The 15448-nt window shown below is 59.6% G+C and carries 15 protein-coding genes; 7 read left to right on the forward strand and 8 right to left on the reverse strand.

Translation table 11 applies throughout. The annotated features are described in order from the left end of the window. Positions 1-163 precede the first annotated feature (163 nt). Complete coding sequence (locus ACIQUH_RS01725; protein WP_400812115.1) at positions 164-1429, forward strand: diguanylate cyclase; 1266 nt, start codon at positions 164-166, stop codon at positions 1427-1429. 40 nt (positions 1430-1469) lie between these two features. On the opposite strand, the gene ACIQUH_RS01730 is transcribed toward ACIQUH_RS01725, so the two are convergent. Beyond that, on the reverse strand, positions 1470-2087 hold the full coding sequence (locus tag ACIQUH_RS01730; RefSeq protein WP_400812117.1) for an FMN-dependent NADH-azoreductase: 618 nt from the start codon (positions 2085-2087) through the stop codon (positions 1470-1472). 149 nt (positions 2088-2236) lie between these two features. Here ACIQUH_RS01730 and ACIQUH_RS01735 point away from each other — a divergent pair, with 149 nt between their 5' ends. Next, the gene (locus tag ACIQUH_RS01735) at positions 2237-3205 is read left to right on the forward strand and encodes a LysR family transcriptional regulator (RefSeq protein WP_400812119.1); all 969 of its coding nucleotides are present in this window, start codon (positions 2237-2239) and stop codon (positions 3203-3205) included. A 367-nt stretch (positions 3206-3572) separates the two neighbouring features. Beyond that, on the forward strand, positions 3573-4115 hold the full coding sequence (locus ACIQUH_RS01740; protein WP_400812121.1) for a DUF2087 domain-containing protein: 543 nt from the start codon (positions 3573-3575) through the stop codon (positions 4113-4115). Positions 4116-4288: 173 nt separating this feature from the next. On the opposite strand, the gene ACIQUH_RS01745 is transcribed toward ACIQUH_RS01740, so the two are convergent. From ACIQUH_RS01745 to ACIQUH_RS01755, 3 genes are all read right to left on the reverse strand, one after another. Further along, on the reverse strand, positions 4289-6277 hold the full coding sequence (locus tag ACIQUH_RS01745) for a bifunctional 2',3'-cyclic-nucleotide 2'-phosphodiesterase/3'-nucleotidase (protein WP_400812123.1): 1989 nt from the start codon (positions 6275-6277) through the stop codon (positions 4289-4291). A 215-nt stretch (positions 6278-6492) separates the two neighbouring features. Then, complete coding sequence (locus tag ACIQUH_RS01750; RefSeq protein WP_400812125.1) at positions 6493-6828, reverse strand: PilZ domain-containing protein; 336 nt, start codon at positions 6826-6828, stop codon at positions 6493-6495. 97 nt (positions 6829-6925) lie between these two features. After that, entirely contained in the window at positions 6926-7393 is a 468-nt protein-coding gene (locus ACIQUH_RS01755) for a DUF1203 domain-containing protein (protein ID WP_400812127.1), read from the reverse strand. Positions 7394-7556: 163 nt separating this feature from the next. On the opposite strand from ACIQUH_RS01755, the gene ACIQUH_RS01760 reads away from it, so the two are divergent. After that, positions 7557-8441: a DUF4344 domain-containing metallopeptidase gene (locus ACIQUH_RS01760; protein ID WP_400812128.1), complete on the forward strand. Its 885-nt coding sequence runs from the start codon at positions 7557-7559 to the stop codon at positions 8439-8441. 52 nt (positions 8442-8493) lie between these two features. Then, on the forward strand, positions 8494-9138 hold the full coding sequence (locus ACIQUH_RS01765) for a dihydrofolate reductase family protein (protein ID WP_400812130.1): 645 nt from the start codon (positions 8494-8496) through the stop codon (positions 9136-9138). Positions 9139-9385: 247 nt separating this feature from the next. Here ACIQUH_RS01765 and sseA read toward each other — a convergent pair whose 3' ends face one another. The 4 genes from sseA to ACIQUH_RS01785 all read right to left on the reverse strand — a co-directional run bounded on the left by sseA (position 9386) and on the right by ACIQUH_RS01785 (position 14188). Continuing rightward, positions 9386-10807: a 3-mercaptopyruvate sulfurtransferase gene (sseA, locus tag ACIQUH_RS01770; protein WP_400812132.1), complete on the reverse strand. Its 1422-nt coding sequence runs from the start codon at positions 10805-10807 to the stop codon at positions 9386-9388. A gap of 16 nt (positions 10808-10823) precedes the next feature. Further along, the gene (locus ACIQUH_RS01775; protein WP_400812134.1) at positions 10824-11561 is read right to left on the reverse strand and encodes an alanyl-tRNA editing protein; all 738 of its coding nucleotides are present in this window, start codon (positions 11559-11561) and stop codon (positions 10824-10826) included. Between the two features lie 12 nt (positions 11562-11573). Next, the gene (locus ACIQUH_RS01780; RefSeq protein ID WP_020810800.1) at positions 11574-12611 is read right to left on the reverse strand and encodes a cysteine synthase A; all 1038 of its coding nucleotides are present in this window, start codon (positions 12609-12611) and stop codon (positions 11574-11576) included. Positions 12612-12733: 122 nt separating this feature from the next. Further along, complete coding sequence (locus ACIQUH_RS01785; protein WP_400812137.1) at positions 12734-14188, reverse strand: cryptochrome/photolyase family protein; 1455 nt, start codon at positions 14186-14188, stop codon at positions 12734-12736. Positions 14189-14376: 188 nt separating this feature from the next. On the opposite strand from ACIQUH_RS01785, the gene ACIQUH_RS01790 reads away from it, so the two are divergent. Beyond that, entirely contained in the window at positions 14377-14658 is a 282-nt protein-coding gene (locus tag ACIQUH_RS01790) for a DUF982 domain-containing protein (protein ID WP_400812138.1), read from the forward strand. A 136-nt stretch (positions 14659-14794) separates the two neighbouring features. Next, complete coding sequence (locus tag ACIQUH_RS01795; protein WP_400812492.1) at positions 14795-15352, forward strand: methylated-DNA--[protein]-cysteine S-methyltransferase; 558 nt, start codon at positions 14795-14797, stop codon at positions 15350-15352. Positions 15353-15448: the final 96 nt, after the last annotated feature.

Raw genomic sequence — 15448 nt, forward strand, 5'->3', positions numbered from 1 at the left:
TCTCTGGAGCATTTCCAGCAAAAGTGTACTCGGTTTGCGTTCGGAAATGCGCAGAACAAAGAGTTAGAGCAATTCCGGTGAACCGCGTTCACCGGAATTGCTGTAGAGGGCATGGAGTCGCGCCAATCAACCCGCGCGATATGGATCGATAGGGCATGTGCCGATGCAATGGGCAAATCTGGCCCTCTTTCTGACGGAGGCCATCGTCTATTTTTCGGTAATGACGGCATTCCTTCATTACCGGCATATTCTCGGCATCGGTGTTTTTCTCACCGCGCTGGGCGTCATGCACTTCCTGGAAACCTATCTGGCGGCCGTCTTTTACGTCGAGCTGCCTTTCGGCGTGGCGTCGCCCGGCTCCTCGATCCTTTTTGCCGGCAAGCTGATGATGATCCTCATGCTCTATATGCGGGAGGATGCGGCCGTCGTGCGACAGCCGATCTACGGCCTGTTTCTCGGCAATATAATAACCGTCATCATGGCGCAGATCATCCGTTTTCACCAAACGGTGGCGATTGTTCCCGGACAGTCGGTCAGCACTGCGTTTCTGGATGATATGGGCGTGCTGATGGTCTGGGGAACCAGCCTGCTTTATATCGACGCCATCGCCATCATCCTGTTTTACGAAAAGCTGGGGCGCTATCTGCAGCGCCATATCGTGCTGCGCTTCGCGATCTGCGGCGTCGTTATCCTGAGCTTCGATCAGGCGGGTTTTTATGGGGCGCTGCGATTATTGTTCAACGCACCCGTCGATGTCTTCTACGATGGCTGGAAGGCGAAGATGGCGGCAGTCGGCATCTATTCGCTGCTCTTTGCCACCTATCTCTGGCTGACATCGGCCAAGGGCCGCTTTCTGACACGCCGCAGCGTTGCCGATGTCTTCAACGATCTCACTTTCAGGGAACGTTACGAGGAGCTTCTGTCCCGCTCCGGACGCGATATGCTGACCGGCGTATCGGACCGCGCCCGCATGGAACTCGATGCGCCCTCGGTTGTCGTGGAATGCCTGGAGAAAAAGCGGCCGGTCAGCGTGCTGATCGTCGATATCGATCATTTCAAGACCGTCAACGACACGTTCGGGCACCTGCAGGGCGATGAGATCTTGCGGGAATTCGCCGCCGTGCTGAAGCGCGCCGTGCAGCCGCTGGGACATCTCTACCGTTTCGGCGGCGAGGAATTCGTGGCGCTCCTGCCGGCGATGACGCATGAAACGGCGCTTGCATTTTCGGCCGGTCTGCGGGCGGCGGTCCTTGCGGACCTGCAACGGCCGGACGGTTCGCCGCTCACCGTCAGCATCGGCGTCGCGACCGCTTTCGAGGATGGGCAGCTTTTCCGTGCGCTTTTATCGGAGGCCGATGCGCGGCTCTATGCGGCAAAAAATAACGGCCGGGACCAGGTCCACGGCCGTCATGGCATGTGGGTCGGCTGATACCGGCGATCCGCCGGCATCGGCCTTCATTGAGCGTGCCTCAGGCGGCCTGCGCCAGTTCTGCAACCTTGGCTTCGGCGGCTGCAACGGCCTTTTCGACGGCTTCCGGACCGAATGCCAGACCTTCGACATAGATGACTTCCACATCCGTCATGCCCATGAAGCCGAGAACGGTCTTCAGGTAGGGAACGGCGTGGTTCATCGAAACGGCCGGACCTTCGGAATAAACGCCGGCAGCGGCCAGAACGATGTAGACCTTCTTGCCGGTGGCAAGGCCGACCGGGCCGGTTTCGGTGTATTTGAAGGTCTGGCCGGCGCGGGCGACATTGTCGATCCACGACTTCAGGCCGGAATAGATGTTGAAGTTGATGAGGCCGGTGCCGATGACGACTGTGTCCGCAGCCAGAAGTTCCGTAACCAGCTTGTCGGAATAATCGGCGGCAACCGCTTCTTCGGCGGTGCGCTGGTCGGCCGGCTTGCGGATGGCGGCGGTCTTGACGGTGTCGAGATGCGGGATCGGATCAGCGGCGAGATCGCGGTGGACAAGGGTGTTGGACGCCGACTTGGCCTTCAGCTTGTTTGCAAGCTCACCGGCAAACTTGTTCGAAACCGATTCGTCGCCACGCGGGCTGGAGGTGATGAGAAGAATGTTGGACATGGTCTTTCCTTGCATATGCGATGAATTTACGGGCGCCTTGGGAGGGCGGGAGAGCGCGATGCCCTTCCTTTGCGCTTTATATGAAAAATTACTGCCATCAAGAAAACTGTGATAATGTGGAAGCAATCTATCGATGAAATGGATGGGACATGGACGCGAACCCGACGCTCGATCAATTGCAGGTGTTTTTGACGGTTGCCGAGACCGGCAGTTTTTCCGCCGCGTCACGGGCGCTCAATCGCGCGCAATCGGTGGTCAGCTACACCATCGCCAATCTCGAGGCGCAGCTTGAAGTCACGCTGTTCGAGCGCAGCGGCGTGCGCCAGCCGAAGCTGACGGATGAAGGCCGCGCCATGCTGGAGGATGCAAGGCGCATTGTCGCCGGCCTGCAGGAGATGCGTGCCCGCGCCAAGGGGCTGAAACAGGGGCTGGAGGCGGAGCTTTCGGTCGCCATCAGCACCATGGTGCCGGCGGAGGCCGTCGTGGCCGTGCTGCGGGATTTTCGCCAGCAATTCCCCACCGTCACTCTCAGCCTCAATGTCGGCGAGCTGGGCATGGTCATGGAGATGGTGCTCTCCCGCAAGGCGGGCATCGGCATTGGCGGGGCGGTATTGCGCCAGGATGATGAACTTGTCATGGAAAAGGTCGGCCATTCCTTCATGTTGCCGGTGGTTGCGGCCGATCATCCGCTGGCGCAGATCGAGCGGCCGCTGGTTCTTGCCGACGTGCGCGAGGAAATTCAGCTTGTCGTCACCGATGCGTCCGGTCTGACCAAGGGCCGCGATTTTAACGTGTTGTCTTACAAAACCTGGCGCGTCAGCGACATCGCCACGAAATACCAGCTGATCAAGGGCGGCCTCGGCTGGGGCGGTCTGCCCGCATCGATCGTGCGCAACGATCTGACTAACGGCAGCCTGAAGGCACTGGAACTCGAGGCCTATGAGCAGGGCGAATATCCGCTCTTTGCGCTGCGACGGGTTGATTCACCGGCCGGACCCGCCGGCCAATGGCTTGCCGAAGCATTTCAGCAACGCCTCTCGGCCTGTCCGAACCACAAGGATTTCAACGGGATGCTCGCGGCTAGCAAACAGAGGAACATCGCTGTCGCCGCCGAGTGACATTGGCTGGAGCCGCGACAATTGTTTTTAGGCTGAGAGGGCGCCGCGTATTTCTTCTCCCCGCCGGGGAGGGGGCGAGGGTGGAGATATTCGGCAACGTTGCCCCCTCATCCGACTCTTCGGGCCACCTTCTCCCCGGCGGGGAGAAGAAACACGCGGCGATCTCGGTCCTGTGCCGAGGCAACACCAATTGACGCAAGCGACCGGCCTGCCTATACCTGAACCACGGTCAGCAGTTCACCGAGGCATCGCCGTCCCGCAAGGGAAGCTAAACCTGCATTTTGAAAGATTGACAGCACTTATCCCGTGCCCTGTCGGAAGCCGGCGATCAGCGACACCTTTTCGGAATGGCACGTGAGGATAAGTCATGCCACGTTCGATCCTTTCCATCGATATCGCCGATCTCTCGACCTTTGCCAAATCGCTGCGCGAACAGATCGGCAGGCTGGACCGCCAGCCGAGCCATGTGGAGATGCTCAATCTTCTGAGTCGGGCTGCCGGGTTCCGCAATTTCCAGCATCTGCGCGCTTCACGCACCCCATCCGCCGAAAGCGGACCTTCCCGGCCTGAGATCCTGCCGGCCGTGAATGAGGGCAGGGTGCTGAAGACCGTCCGTGTGTTCGATGCCACCGGCCGGCTGATGCAATGGCCAGCCCGCCGCTCGCATCAGGAACTGTGCCTCTGGTATCTATGGGCGAAAATTCCCGCCGGGCGGAGCTTTTCCGAACGGGAATTCAGCAGCTTTCTGGATAACCTGCACCTGTTTGGCGATGCGGCGATGCTGAGGCGCGACATGGTCGGCCTGAGGCTCATCCGCCGCAACCGCGATGGCAGCGATTATAGGCGTGTCGAGCAGAAGCCGCCGGCGGAACTGGCGCTTCTGCTGCGAACGCTCGGCGGACGTGATTGACGGGATAGCCCTCGATATTGCCGATAGTTTCCATCAAACTCAATGTCATCCTCGGGCTTGTCCCGAGGATCTGCTGCGGATTGATTTTGTTGACGTGGTTAAATCCTTGGAACAAGTCCAAGGATGGCGGCAGAGCTTCCCCCCTGCCGCCAGCAGCCGAAAGGCCGAAGCCCTCAAAGAACGAGACGGAACTTCGCAAAACCTTCCGCGCCGTCACCGGCATCCTCGATTTTCGCGCCCTTGATATCGGCCGCGTAATGGCGCCCCTTGGGGCCGGTCTCGAAGATCGCCGTGGTATTGGCGACAGGCGCGAAGGACCAGTTGGCATCCGCCGACGGGTTGATGGTGCCCTGATCGATGATATAGCGCACGATCACGTCGCGGTTGGTGTCGGGAGCGACGAAGATCACCTTGTCGCCGGCGATATCGGGGAATTTGCCGCCACCGCTTGCCCGGTAATTATTGGTCGCCACCACGAATTTCTGCTCGGGATCGATCGGCTTGCCTTCAAATTGCAAGTTGACGATGCGGTTGCTGTCCGGATTGACGGCCTTGCCGTCCTTGTCGAATTTCGCCGGTTTGGAAATGTCGATCTGATAGGTGACACCATCGATGACATCGAAATTATAGGAGGGGAAATCCGCATTCAGCAGCGGCGCGTCCTTTGCGCCGGCCTCCACCGTGTTGAACATGCCCGCCGACATTTCCAGCCAGTTCTTCACCTGCGCGCCGTTGATCAGCACCGCCTGCACCGTGTTGGGGTAGAGGTAAAGATCGGCGACGTTCTTGATGGCGATGTCACCGGCGGGGACATCGGTATAATAATCAGCACCGCCACGACCGCCGGACTTGAAAGGCGCTGCCGCCGAAAGCACGGGCAGATCCTTGTATTGCCCTTCCTTCAGCATGTCCTTGATGTACCAGGTCTGGGCATTGGAGACGATCTGTACGGACGGATCGTCCGCTACCAGCGCGAAATAGGAATAGAGCGGAGCGGACGTCTTGCCCACCGGGCGGCGCACATAGGCAAGGGCTGCCTCGTGATCGGCCTTGGCAGCGGCGAGGACTTCCGCCTTGTCCGTGAAATCGGCGACGACCTTGCGGTTTTCGTCGCGGTGATAGATCGGCCGGGCTTCGGAGGTGAAGTCGACGATCTTCCAGCTCTTGCCATCCTTTTCGAGCAGCAGATCGATGAGGCCCATATGCGAGCCCCAGAAACCGCCCATCACCGCTGGCTTGCCCTGCAGCGTGCCCTTCACCGCATCCACGCCCTCGATACCGTCCCAGGTCTTAGGACCCGGGAAGACGAGATGCTGGTGGCCGGTGAAGATGGCGTCGATGCCTTCCACTCCCGCCAGGTAAAGCGAGGCGTTTTCCATGCGGTCCGTCTGGCCCTTGCCGTCGATGCCGGAATGGGAAAGGGCGATGACGATATCGGCGCCTTCTTCCTTCATGACAGGCACCCAGGCTTTCGCCGCCTCGACGATGTCGCGCGTCTGGGCCTTGCCCTCCAGGTTCTTGGAATCCCACATCATGATCTGCGGCGGCACGAAACCGATAATGCCGACCTTGACCGGGCTCGTCACGCCGCCGCCGTCGCGGATCTGCTTTTCCAGAATGACATAGGGCTTGAAGAACAGCTCGTCGTTTTTCGGATCGGAAGCGAGCTGACCCTTGGTGAGGTTGGCGCAGACGTAAGGGAAACCGGCACCAGCCAGCGTGTTCGACATATAGTCGAGGCCGTAATTGAATTCGTGGTTGCCGAGCGTGCCGCAATCGTAACCCAGCACGTTCATCGCATTGATGACAGGGTGCTTGTCGCCGGCCTTCATGCCGCGCTCATAGGCGATATAGTCGCCGAGCGGATTGCCCTGCAGGAAGTCGCCATTGTCCACCAGCATCGAGTTTCCGGCTTCGGCGCGGATGGTGTCGATGATCGAGGCGGTGCGCGCCAGTCCCATCGTGTCGTTCGGCTTGTCGGCGTAATAATCATAGGGAAAGACATGAACATGGATGTCGGTCGTTTCCATGATGCGCAGATGCGCCTGGTTGGCCGCCGCGCGCGCAGCAAAAGGGTGCAGCATCACCAGCGCCGAGGAGGCTGCGATGCCGCCCAGCAGCGACCTGCGGGTGATGGGGTGGAGAGCGAGAAGCGACGACATGGGAACTCCTTCGGATGAAGCTTGCTCTGTCAGGAAAAATGACAGGGTAGAAGCAATCGCAGAGGAGTCCATCACCAAAATGACAGGCCCGTGACAGATGGGCCTGTTTTCAACCGTTTGATAAATTTTTTGTCATGGGCACGCGGCGCGGGTGTCGCCGTGCCGGAGAATGCGCATCGTCTGCTCTGCGCATTCCTGTTTTCTGCACCGGCCGATCAGCGTGCCAGGGTCGGTTTTACTTCTTCGTGGAAGAAGCGGAAATAGGAGGAAAGCTGCGCCAGCGTGTTGGTGGAAAGCTTGAGCTGCAGGCCGAGGCGGTTCATGTGCTGCCACTGAACGACACCCTCGATGAAGCCCAGATCGTCGCTCTGCACCTTGACCCGGCTGCCCTTGGCGGCGGCGAAAGGCCCGTCCAGTTCGAGTGCCATTCCGGTTGCCGAAAGATCGACCACGCGTCCTCTGGTCGACTGGCTGAAATAATGCACGGTCGCAAAAATTCTGGTCTTGCTGCGGGGCGCGGTCCGGGTCGCCATGTTGAGGTTGTTTGTCATCTTGCTGCTCAAATCAATTGTTTCCGATACCCGCATCATGGCCCGGAAAGCTTGAGAGCCGTTTAGTTCTTCTCTTAAAATTGCAGGTAATTGCCGATTATGCTGTATCGATACGGCACTGGTAGCAATTGTTGCGGGCGGATCGCACATGCACATAGGCGACGTCAGCGCGCTCCAGAAGGTGCCGCGCGCGTGAAACGATCTCGCCCGTCGCCGTTACCGCGCCGGTGCCGTAGACGATGCGGTCATCCGCCCCATAACCGCGCACGATGTAGTCAGGGCTGTCCAGCATTGGCGGGACGGTCTCCGTCTGCGGATAGCGTTCACAGGCATCGGCATGCAGAAACACCGGCCCCGTTTCCGCATAGGGCTGCAGCGAAGGAAAGGGCCGGTAGGCGAGGACCAGCATCCCTTCGCCTTTTCCGATCTGGGAAAGGCAATGGCGGCAGGGCATGCCGCCCGGAGAAACGGCCTTTTCCGGTGGGTTGCCATAGGCATCGGCGGCTCCCGCCCGGAAGGCCTCGGCTTCTTTAGCCGGCATTGCAGTAAAAACGAGATCGGTCATGGTCGGGCCTCCCGGGCTGGCATCGGCGTTGCTTCTTTGCAGCTATGCTCCCGAAACGGATCACTATCCACCCGATTCTTGACAGGCGATGCAACCAGCCCATTGCGTGACTCGTTAGCTTCGGGAATCAGTGACGCTCCTCGTTACCGGAAGGTCTGATTTTATGTTCCGTCGTTTTCTGGCCGCCGTTCCGCTGGCTTTCGTTTCGTTGACGGTTCCGATTGAGGCCGAGGCACAGGTCGCCTCCGGTCTGGATGGCCTGTCCGATGAACAGCTGCAGCAGGCGGTCAATTTCGTCATCGGCAACGCGATTTTCTCGCTTTATCATGAGGGCGCGCGCATGCTGATCTCGGATTTCGGGACGGCGGAAACAGCAAGCGCGCAGGCGCCGGCCGATCAATTGGCGGGCACGCTCATCCTGCAGGCCAATGAGGAATGGCTCGACACCGCGCTCGTCAACGCCACCGACAGCTGGTATCTGGCGCGTGAGGTGGAGACTTTGCCTGAGCACGACGCGCCGGTCTTCTCCGCGCTGGTGCCCGACAGGAGCCGCGATCGCAACATGGCCTGCCTGATGGTCGGCCGCGACAAGGACGGTTATGGCGATCTGGCCGCCATGATGGGTCTCAACAATGCCGACTTCGACAAATGCGCCGCCGCCTATCCGGGCGTCGCTTCTGCCTGGGAGAAATTTCTCGCCCCCCACCGCAGCCAAACATCGTCCAGATTTTCCGTCAGCTACGTGCCGCCGCGCGATCCTGACCTTGAACCCTATGCCATCATGGTCAGGGAATCGAAGGTGCTCGATCTCATCAGCCGCAGCTTCGGCGCTTATGCCCTGAACGGCGACGTCAAGCTGACAGCCAAATCCTGTGGCCGTCCGGATGTCTATTGGTCGGCGGAAAAGCGCGAAATCACCTATTGCTACGAACTTGGCAAGTTCCAGGCGGAGCTGATTGCCGATCACCTGTTGAACACCGTCACGGAAGACAAGGGCGCCGCCGGCGGGCAAATTCCGACGGCGGTTAATCTGGAACGGGAAATCTGAGGCCGATTGCCGGACGCTGGTGATCTGCCTCCTGAATGGGGAGGAGAATGCCATGCCCAAGGTCGTCGTTCGCAATTTCGCCATTTCGCTTGACGGCTATGGCGCAGGACCGGACCAGAGCCTGCAGAACCCGCTGGGCGTGAAGGGCGAAGAGCTGCACCAATGGGCTTTCAAGACCCGCACCTTCCACCGCATGTTCGGCAAGGAAGGCGGCTCGACCGGTACGGACGAGAATTTTTCCGAAAAGAGCTTCGAAAATATAGGCGCCTGGGTTTTAGGTCGTAACATGTTCGGACCTGTGCGCGGCGCCTGGCCGGATGAAAGCTGGAAGGGCTGGTGGGGCGAGGAGCCGCCCTATCATGTCCCGGTTTTTGTCCTGACCCACCATGCACGTCCTTCCTTTGCGATGAAGGGTGGCACCGAGTTCCATTTCGTCACCGATGGCATCGAAGCGGCGCTCGACCGGGCGCTGGCGGCGGCGAATGGCAAGGATGTCCGCATTGGCGGCGGCGTTTCCACCATCCGGCAATATATGGTGGCGGGCATGATCGATGAGTTGCATCTGGCCCTTGCGCCGGTGTTTCTCGGCAAGGGGGAGCTGCTTTTCGAAGGGCTGGATTTGCCCGTGCTCGGTTATCGCTGCGCCGGAACGGTGGCGGGCGAGGGCGCTACGCATCTGATGATCGAGAAGGCTTGAGCATTACGCTGTTTTGGGGCTTCGCACCAACCGGTCAACGGTTTACGAGGCTGGCACCTGCCTCCGCCCTCATTCCTGTGCTTGTCACAGGAATCCAGTCGACGCGCGTCTGCGCGACGGGAAGAGTCTTTTCAGTCGAAGGACTTGGGTTGGCTGGATTCCTGTGACAAGCACAGGAATGAGGGGGAAGGAACGGCACACACTCCGTATCGAAGAACGGCGTGCGCCGCTCTCGAAGGCCGAAGCCTCAATTCCGCAGCGATATCTCCAGAAGCTCCGTATCGGCAAGCGGCTCTACCCAGGCCTCATAGGTGCCGACGGGTGAAAAGCCCATCATCTGGTAAAGCTGCAGCGCGCGCGGATGGTCGAGCGTATTGGTGGTCACCGTCACCCGCTGCGGATTGTCCTGCCAGGCGGCGTAAAGCGCCTGCAGCAGGAACCACTTGCCGACGCCCGCGCCAATCGCCTCTTCGAGCAGCCCGAAATAGGAAAGCTCGGTCACGTCGTCGCTCGCCTTGTTCAGCTCAAAGAAACCGGCGGGTGCACCGTTCATATAAAGAACGGTGACGCTGTTTTTCGGATCGCGCAGGATGGCGGAAAGCTCGGCATCGCTCATGCGCATGCGCTTCTGCCAGTGCCAGCGTTTCCCCACCCGCCAGTAAAGATAGCGGTAGAAATGCAGGGGAATATTGTTGACCCGCATCAGCGCCGTCTGGATGTTGACGGGGATCGGCAGGCTGACCTTTGGCGGTGCGGTCATTTCCAGCTGCGTCACATGCGCCTTCAGTGGTCCGTGCGACAGCGTGGGGATCGCATCCGCCGGACCGGTAACCACCGGCGTATCCTGCAATCCGCCCCATTCCGACCATGAGCCGTCATAAAGCGAATTATCCTGATGGCCGAGCGATTCCAGCGCCAGCGTGATGACGGCGGCGGTGACGCCCGAGCCGCAACTGGTGACGACGGGCTTCGAAAGATCGATGCCGGCATCGGTCACCATCTTGCGAATGGCGGTGAGGTCCTTGAAGTGGCCGTTTTCGGAAAAGGCCGTCGCGGGCAGGCTGCGCGCGCCGGGCATATGGCCGGAGCGCATGCCGGCACGCGGCTCGGCCTCGTCGCCGGTAAAGCGTCCGGCGCCACGGGCGTCGGCGATCTGCTTTTCGCCGCTGTCGACGATGCCGCGCATGGCGGCAAGCGACGTCACGCGCTTTTCGTTGAAGTCAGGCGTAAAGGTCGCCGGCTCGATTTCCGGTGTGCCCGTTTCGAGCGGCCGGCCTTCGCGTTTCCAGCCATCCAGGCCACCATCCAGCACATAGGCCTTGCGCACGCCCATCACTCTGAGCATCCACCACACACGCGGTGCGGAAAAGAAGCCGGGGCCGTCATAGACCACGATCGTATCGGCATCGCTGAGGCCGAGCGCGCCGGCCTGTTCCGCGAAGAATTCCGGCGAGGGCAGGGAGTGCGGCAGGCCGGTCGTATGATCGGCGATCTTGTCCTGATCGAAGAAGACAGCACCGGGAAGGTGACCGGCCGCATATTCTTCCGCGCCGTTGCGCTTGTGCGCCGGCAGATACCAGGAGGCATCAACGACACGAAACCCTGATGTGCCGAGCTGTTTTTCCACCCAGTCCGCCGAAACGACGAAACGGCTCTTATCCGTGCTCACGATGTTTCTCCCAATCTCAGGCAACAGCTTCAGGCGCGCCGAAACGAATGCGGAACCGCCTGTTCTCCTTGCCCTTCTTTTCTATCTTGGCAATGTGAATATCGCCCACTTCCTGCGTTTCGGAAACATGGGTGCCGCCGCAGGGCTGGCTGTCGATGCTGGAATTCTCGCCGATGCAGACAAGGCTGACCCGGCCAAGGCCCATTGGTGGGCGCACATTCTTGGATTTGACGATGCCCGGATTGGCGGACAGCTCCTCGTCGGTGATCCATTGCAGGAAGACCGGATGGTTGGCTTTCACCAGCTCCATCAGCTTTGCCGTCACCTCATCCTTGTCGATGGTTTCCGACATGTCGAAATCGACACGCGATTCATCCTCGCCGACGGCCGCACCCGTGATTGGCCACTGGCAGACGACGGAGAGCAGGTGGCAGGCCGTGTGCATGCGCATCAGCTTGTAGCGGCGCGGCCAGTCCACATGCAGGGTCAGCTTTTCGCCGATGTCAGGAGAAGGCTGGCCTTCGAGCGGCACATGGATGATGACGCTCTTGTCGGCACCGTTTTTGGTGACGCCAAGGTCGATGCGCGAACCATCGGCCCGCTCGAGAAAGCCGCTATCGCCCGGCTGGCCGCCGGACGTCGCATAAAAGCAGGTCTGATCGAACTCTATGCCGCCATCCTCATGCACCGCCGTGACGATTGCTTCCACAGTTGAGAGATAAAAATCGTCACGGAACAGGGCATTCACAGGCATTTCGGCATGTCCTCAAACGGTTTCGTACGGAACCGCAATCTCGCTTTTCGTCGCCAGCCACTGCGGAATCGGTAGCCCCTTGGAGCGCAGGAAATCCGGATTGAACAGCTTCGACTGATAACGATTACCGTAGTCGCACAGTATCGTCACGATTGTATGCCCCGGACCGAGCTCGCGAGCAAGGCGGATTGCGCCGGCAATATTGATACCGGAGGAGCCGCCGAGGCAAAGCCCTTCCTTTGTCACCAGATCGAACAGCACCGGCAGCGCTTCCGCATCGGAGACGCGATAGGAAAAGTCCGGCGTGAAACCTTCCAGATTGGCGGTGATGCGGCCCTGTCCGATGCCTTCCGTGATGGAAGAACCTTCGGACTTCAGGACACCGTGCTTGTAAAACTCGTAAAGGGCCGCACCTTCAGGGTCGGCAAGGCCGATCTTGATATCAGGGTTGAAATCGCGCAGGCCGTCGGCCACGCCCGCCAGCGTTCCGCCTGATCCGACCGAGCAAATGAAACCGTCGACCTTGCCGTCCGTCTGGTCCCAGATTTCCGGGGCTGTGGTTTCGATATGCGCCTGTCGGTTGGCAATGTTGTCGAACTGATTGGCCCAGATCGCGCCATTCTCATCCGTGGCGGCAAGCTGTTTTGCCAGCCGGCCGGAGACCTTCACGTAATTGTTCGGATTGGAATAGGGAGCGGCCGGAACCTCGACCAGCTTGGCGCCGAGAAGTTTTAGCGCGTCCTTCTTTTCCTGGCTCTGCGTCTCGGGAATGACGATCACGGTCTTGTAGCCGAGCGCATTGGCGACCAGCGACAGGCCGATGCCGGTATTGCCAGCCGTGCCTTCGACGATGGTGCCGCCCGGGCGCAATTGCCCGCGCCGTTCGGCATCACGAATGATGTAGAGCGCGGCGCGATCCTTGACCGACTGGCCGGGATTGAGGAATTCCGCTTTTCCGAGGATTTCGCACCCCGTCGCTTCAGAAGCGGCTTTCAGACGGATGAGCGGCGTGTTGCCGATGGCACTGAGCGCAGAGGAATGAATGGTCATGATCGAGCCTTCTTGTCTGAGCGGAAATTAGGTGCCGTTATGTCCCGTTACAACCGCTTCAAGGCAAGAAATTATCTTCCCGGCTTTGGCTTAGCCACGCAAAATTTTGCCGATACCCAATTTTATGCGGTCTTCTTCACTGCGGCATAGGCGGCAAGCGCTCTTTCCCGCGCTTTTCCATGGTCGACGATCGGCAGCGGATAGGTTTCACCAAGCGCGACGCCCGCCTTTTTCAGCACCTCTTTCGGCGCTTCGAACGGCTTGTGGATGTATTTTCGTTCGAGCTTCTCAAGCTCGGGCACGAACCGGCGCACATAATCGCCGTCGCCGTCGAATTTCTCGCCCTGCAATATCGGGTTGAAGATGCGGAAGAACGGCGAGGCATCCGCCCCTGAACCGGCCACCCATTGCCAATTGGCGGCATTGGAGGCGGGATCCGCGTCAACAAGCGTATCGCGGAACCATTTCTCGCCCTTCCGCCAGTCGATCAGCAGATGTTTGATGAGGAAGGACGCCACGATCATGCGCACCCGGTTGTGCATGGTGCCGTGTTGCCACAATTGCCGCATGCCGGCATCCACGATGGGGTATCCCGTCATGCCGCGGGTCCAGGCCTTGAAGGATTTTTCATCGTCTCTCCAGGCAAAGGCATCGAAACTGTCGTTCCAGTTCTTCTCGTCCAGTTCGGGAAAATGAAACAGCAAGTGATAGCAGAATTCCCGCCAGACGATTTCCTTGCGGAAACGGCTGATATCGTTGGCAGCGATATGACGCGAAAGCCCTTTCGTGGCGTGCCAGACGGCCGCCGGTGATATTTCGCCTGCGGCAAGATGCGGTGAAAGCAGCGAAGTCGCGGGTTTTGCCGGAAAATCGCGGCCCTCTTCATAACCTTTCAGCGCGCCATCGATGAAATCATCGAGTTTCTCCAACGCGCCGTTTTCGCCGGGAGTCCAGATGTCACTGAAATCCTTTGCCCAGTCCGGCTTGGTAGGCAGCAGCTTCCAGTCGGAAAGTTTTTCGGATTTCGGCCACACCTTCGGCGCCTTCAGGCTCTTCGGCGCATCCGCCGGTGCATGTGGCTCCTCGCCACCCTCCAGCGCCCGCCAGAAGGGCGTATAGACGCGGTAAGGCCCGCCCGATTTCGTCTGCAGCCGCGATGGCTCATGCAGCAGCTGTCCGGAAAAGCTTCGAACTGTCAGGCCATCGTCGCGCAGCTTCTGTTTGAGTGCCTTGTCGGTGGCCATGCCGGAAGGATCATAACGGCGGTTCCAGAACACGGCCTCTGCGCCGGTTTCGGATATCAAGTGCCGCAGCGTCTGCTCGGCAGCGCCGCTTAAAAGCACAAGACGGCTTCCGGCTTTTTCAAGCGCCGCCGAGAGGGCGAGAAGTGAATGGTGAAGCCACCATTCCTGCGCGCCGCCGAGCGGCCCCGAGGATTTTTCCCTGATATGGACGGGCCTGACATAGACGGGAATGACGGGCCCGCCATGCTCCACGGCGGCAAGCAAAGCAAGATTGTCCGAAAGGCGCAGGTCCTTGCGGAACCAGACGATGGCGGGGGAGGATGTTGTCGGCATGAAAGGACCCGGTTCACTTCCGCTTGAACGAGTGTTGAACCGCTTTGTTCCGCAAATCGGCTACAATGGGAAGAAGGGGCACATGGTTTTTCGAGGGTTATTTTTTCGCTCTTGAAACCGCTGATGAAGGGAACCAACTGGAGGAGCCGGCGTTTGTCGCGGGTTAATGAAGCATGGAAGTGCAATCAATGTTGCTGAATGATGTTAAGTGGGAAAAGCCCGTTACCATATCCCTTGAAAACGGTGCTCCCCGGATTTTCAACGGCGTTTACGAAGCCTTCGATTTTCTCCAGCACGAATGGCCCGAGCGCGGCGACAAGGTGCATGAGCAGGCGCTGCGCCTGTGCCGCGCCTCTTTGATGGGCGACGTGGCGGGCGAGATCGCCCGCACCGCCTTCGTCGCCGCCAGCCGGCAGGCACAATGCCTGATGGAGGACAAGGTGGGGGAGAAGAGCAAGATCGCATCCTGAACGTATTTTCAGGATTGATGCACTGGAAGGCCACCCGGCAAAACGGGTGGCCTTGTTTTTTTGGCGATCAGGAAACGGGTTGTTTCGGACGCAGGATATGGCATCGTATGCGCCCGAAAGCGGATGAATGAATGCGATGACCAACCACTACGGCTATATTGTTTTTCCCACGGCACTCGGCCATTGCGGCCTCGCATGGGCAGGGCGTGGCATCGCCCGTCTGCAATTGCCCGGCGCGGACGCAGGCGAAACCGAAAGACTTCTCCTCAGGCGTCTGCCGTCATCCACGATTGCGGTACCGGAAACACGCACGCGTGAGGTGATCGCGATGGTCACCCGGTATTTCAGCGGCGAAGCGATTGATTTTACCCCCGTAGAGCTCGATCTGGCCGGGCAGGAGCGCTTTTTCCTCGATGTCTACGCGGTTGCACGGCAGATCGGCTGGGGCCGCACGACGACCTATGGCGGTATCGTGAAAGACCTCGGCCTCGGCATGGAAAAAGCCCGCGATGTCGGTCAGGCCATGGCGAAAAATCCGGTGCCGCTCATTATTCCCTGCCACCGGGTTCTGGCCGCCGGCGGCAGGCTGGGCGGCTTCTCCGCGCCCGGCGGAACCACTACCAAATTGCGTATGCTTGATCTCGAAAATGCCGGCCGCAACCGTGCCGATGAGGCACAGGGCAGCCTGTTTTGAAGCAATGACAGATCAGGCCGCATGAATAGGCGTCTGATTTCTGCCCATTTCTCGTCAAATTGTCGCTAAATTGTCACAATACACGGGCGCCCTCTA

The organism is Agrobacterium sp. NPDC090283 (genome assembly GCF_044769685.1).
GTDB lineage: Bacteria > Pseudomonadota > Alphaproteobacteria > Rhizobiales > Rhizobiaceae > Agrobacterium.

Excerpts from the sequence above, each read along its gene's own strand:
- ACIQUH_RS01725 (WP_400812115.1), top strand. The coding sequence starts at position 164 with ATGCAATGGGCAAATCTGGCCCTCTTTCTGACGGAGGCCATCGTCTAT.
- ACIQUH_RS01730 (WP_400812117.1), bottom strand. The coding sequence starts at position 2,087 with ATGTCCAACATTCTTCTCATCACCTCCAGCCCGCGTGGCGACGAATCG.
- ACIQUH_RS01735 (WP_400812119.1), top strand. The coding sequence starts at position 2,237 with ATGGACGCGAACCCGACGCTCGATCAATTGCAGGTGTTTTTGACGGTT.
- ACIQUH_RS01740 (WP_400812121.1), top strand. The coding sequence starts at position 3,573 with ATGCCACGTTCGATCCTTTCCATCGATATCGCCGATCTCTCGACCTTT.
- ACIQUH_RS01745 (WP_400812123.1), bottom strand. The coding sequence starts at position 6,277 with ATGTCGTCGCTTCTCGCTCTCCACCCCATCACCCGCAGGTCGCTGCTG.
- ACIQUH_RS01750 (WP_400812125.1), bottom strand. The coding sequence starts at position 6,828 with ATGACAAACAACCTCAACATGGCGACCCGGACCGCGCCCCGCAGCAAG.
- ACIQUH_RS01755 (WP_400812127.1), bottom strand. The coding sequence starts at position 7,393 with ATGACCGATCTCGTTTTTACTGCAATGCCGGCTAAAGAAGCCGAGGCC.
- ACIQUH_RS01760 (WP_400812128.1), top strand. The coding sequence starts at position 7,557 with ATGTTCCGTCGTTTTCTGGCCGCCGTTCCGCTGGCTTTCGTTTCGTTG.
- ACIQUH_RS01765 (WP_400812130.1), top strand. The coding sequence starts at position 8,494 with ATGCCCAAGGTCGTCGTTCGCAATTTCGCCATTTCGCTTGACGGCTAT.
- ACIQUH_RS01775 (WP_400812134.1), bottom strand. The coding sequence starts at position 11,561 with ATGCCTGTGAATGCCCTGTTCCGTGACGATTTTTATCTCTCAACTGTG.
- ACIQUH_RS01780 (WP_020810800.1), bottom strand. The coding sequence starts at position 12,611 with ATGACCATTCATTCCTCTGCGCTCAGTGCCATCGGCAACACGCCGCTC.
- ACIQUH_RS01785 (WP_400812137.1), bottom strand. The coding sequence starts at position 14,188 with ATGCCGACAACATCCTCCCCCGCCATCGTCTGGTTCCGCAAGGACCTG.
- ACIQUH_RS01790 (WP_400812138.1), top strand. The coding sequence starts at position 14,377 with ATGTTGCTGAATGATGTTAAGTGGGAAAAGCCCGTTACCATATCCCTT.
- ACIQUH_RS01795 (WP_400812492.1), top strand. The coding sequence starts at position 14,795 with ATGACCAACCACTACGGCTATATTGTTTTTCCCACGGCACTCGGCCAT.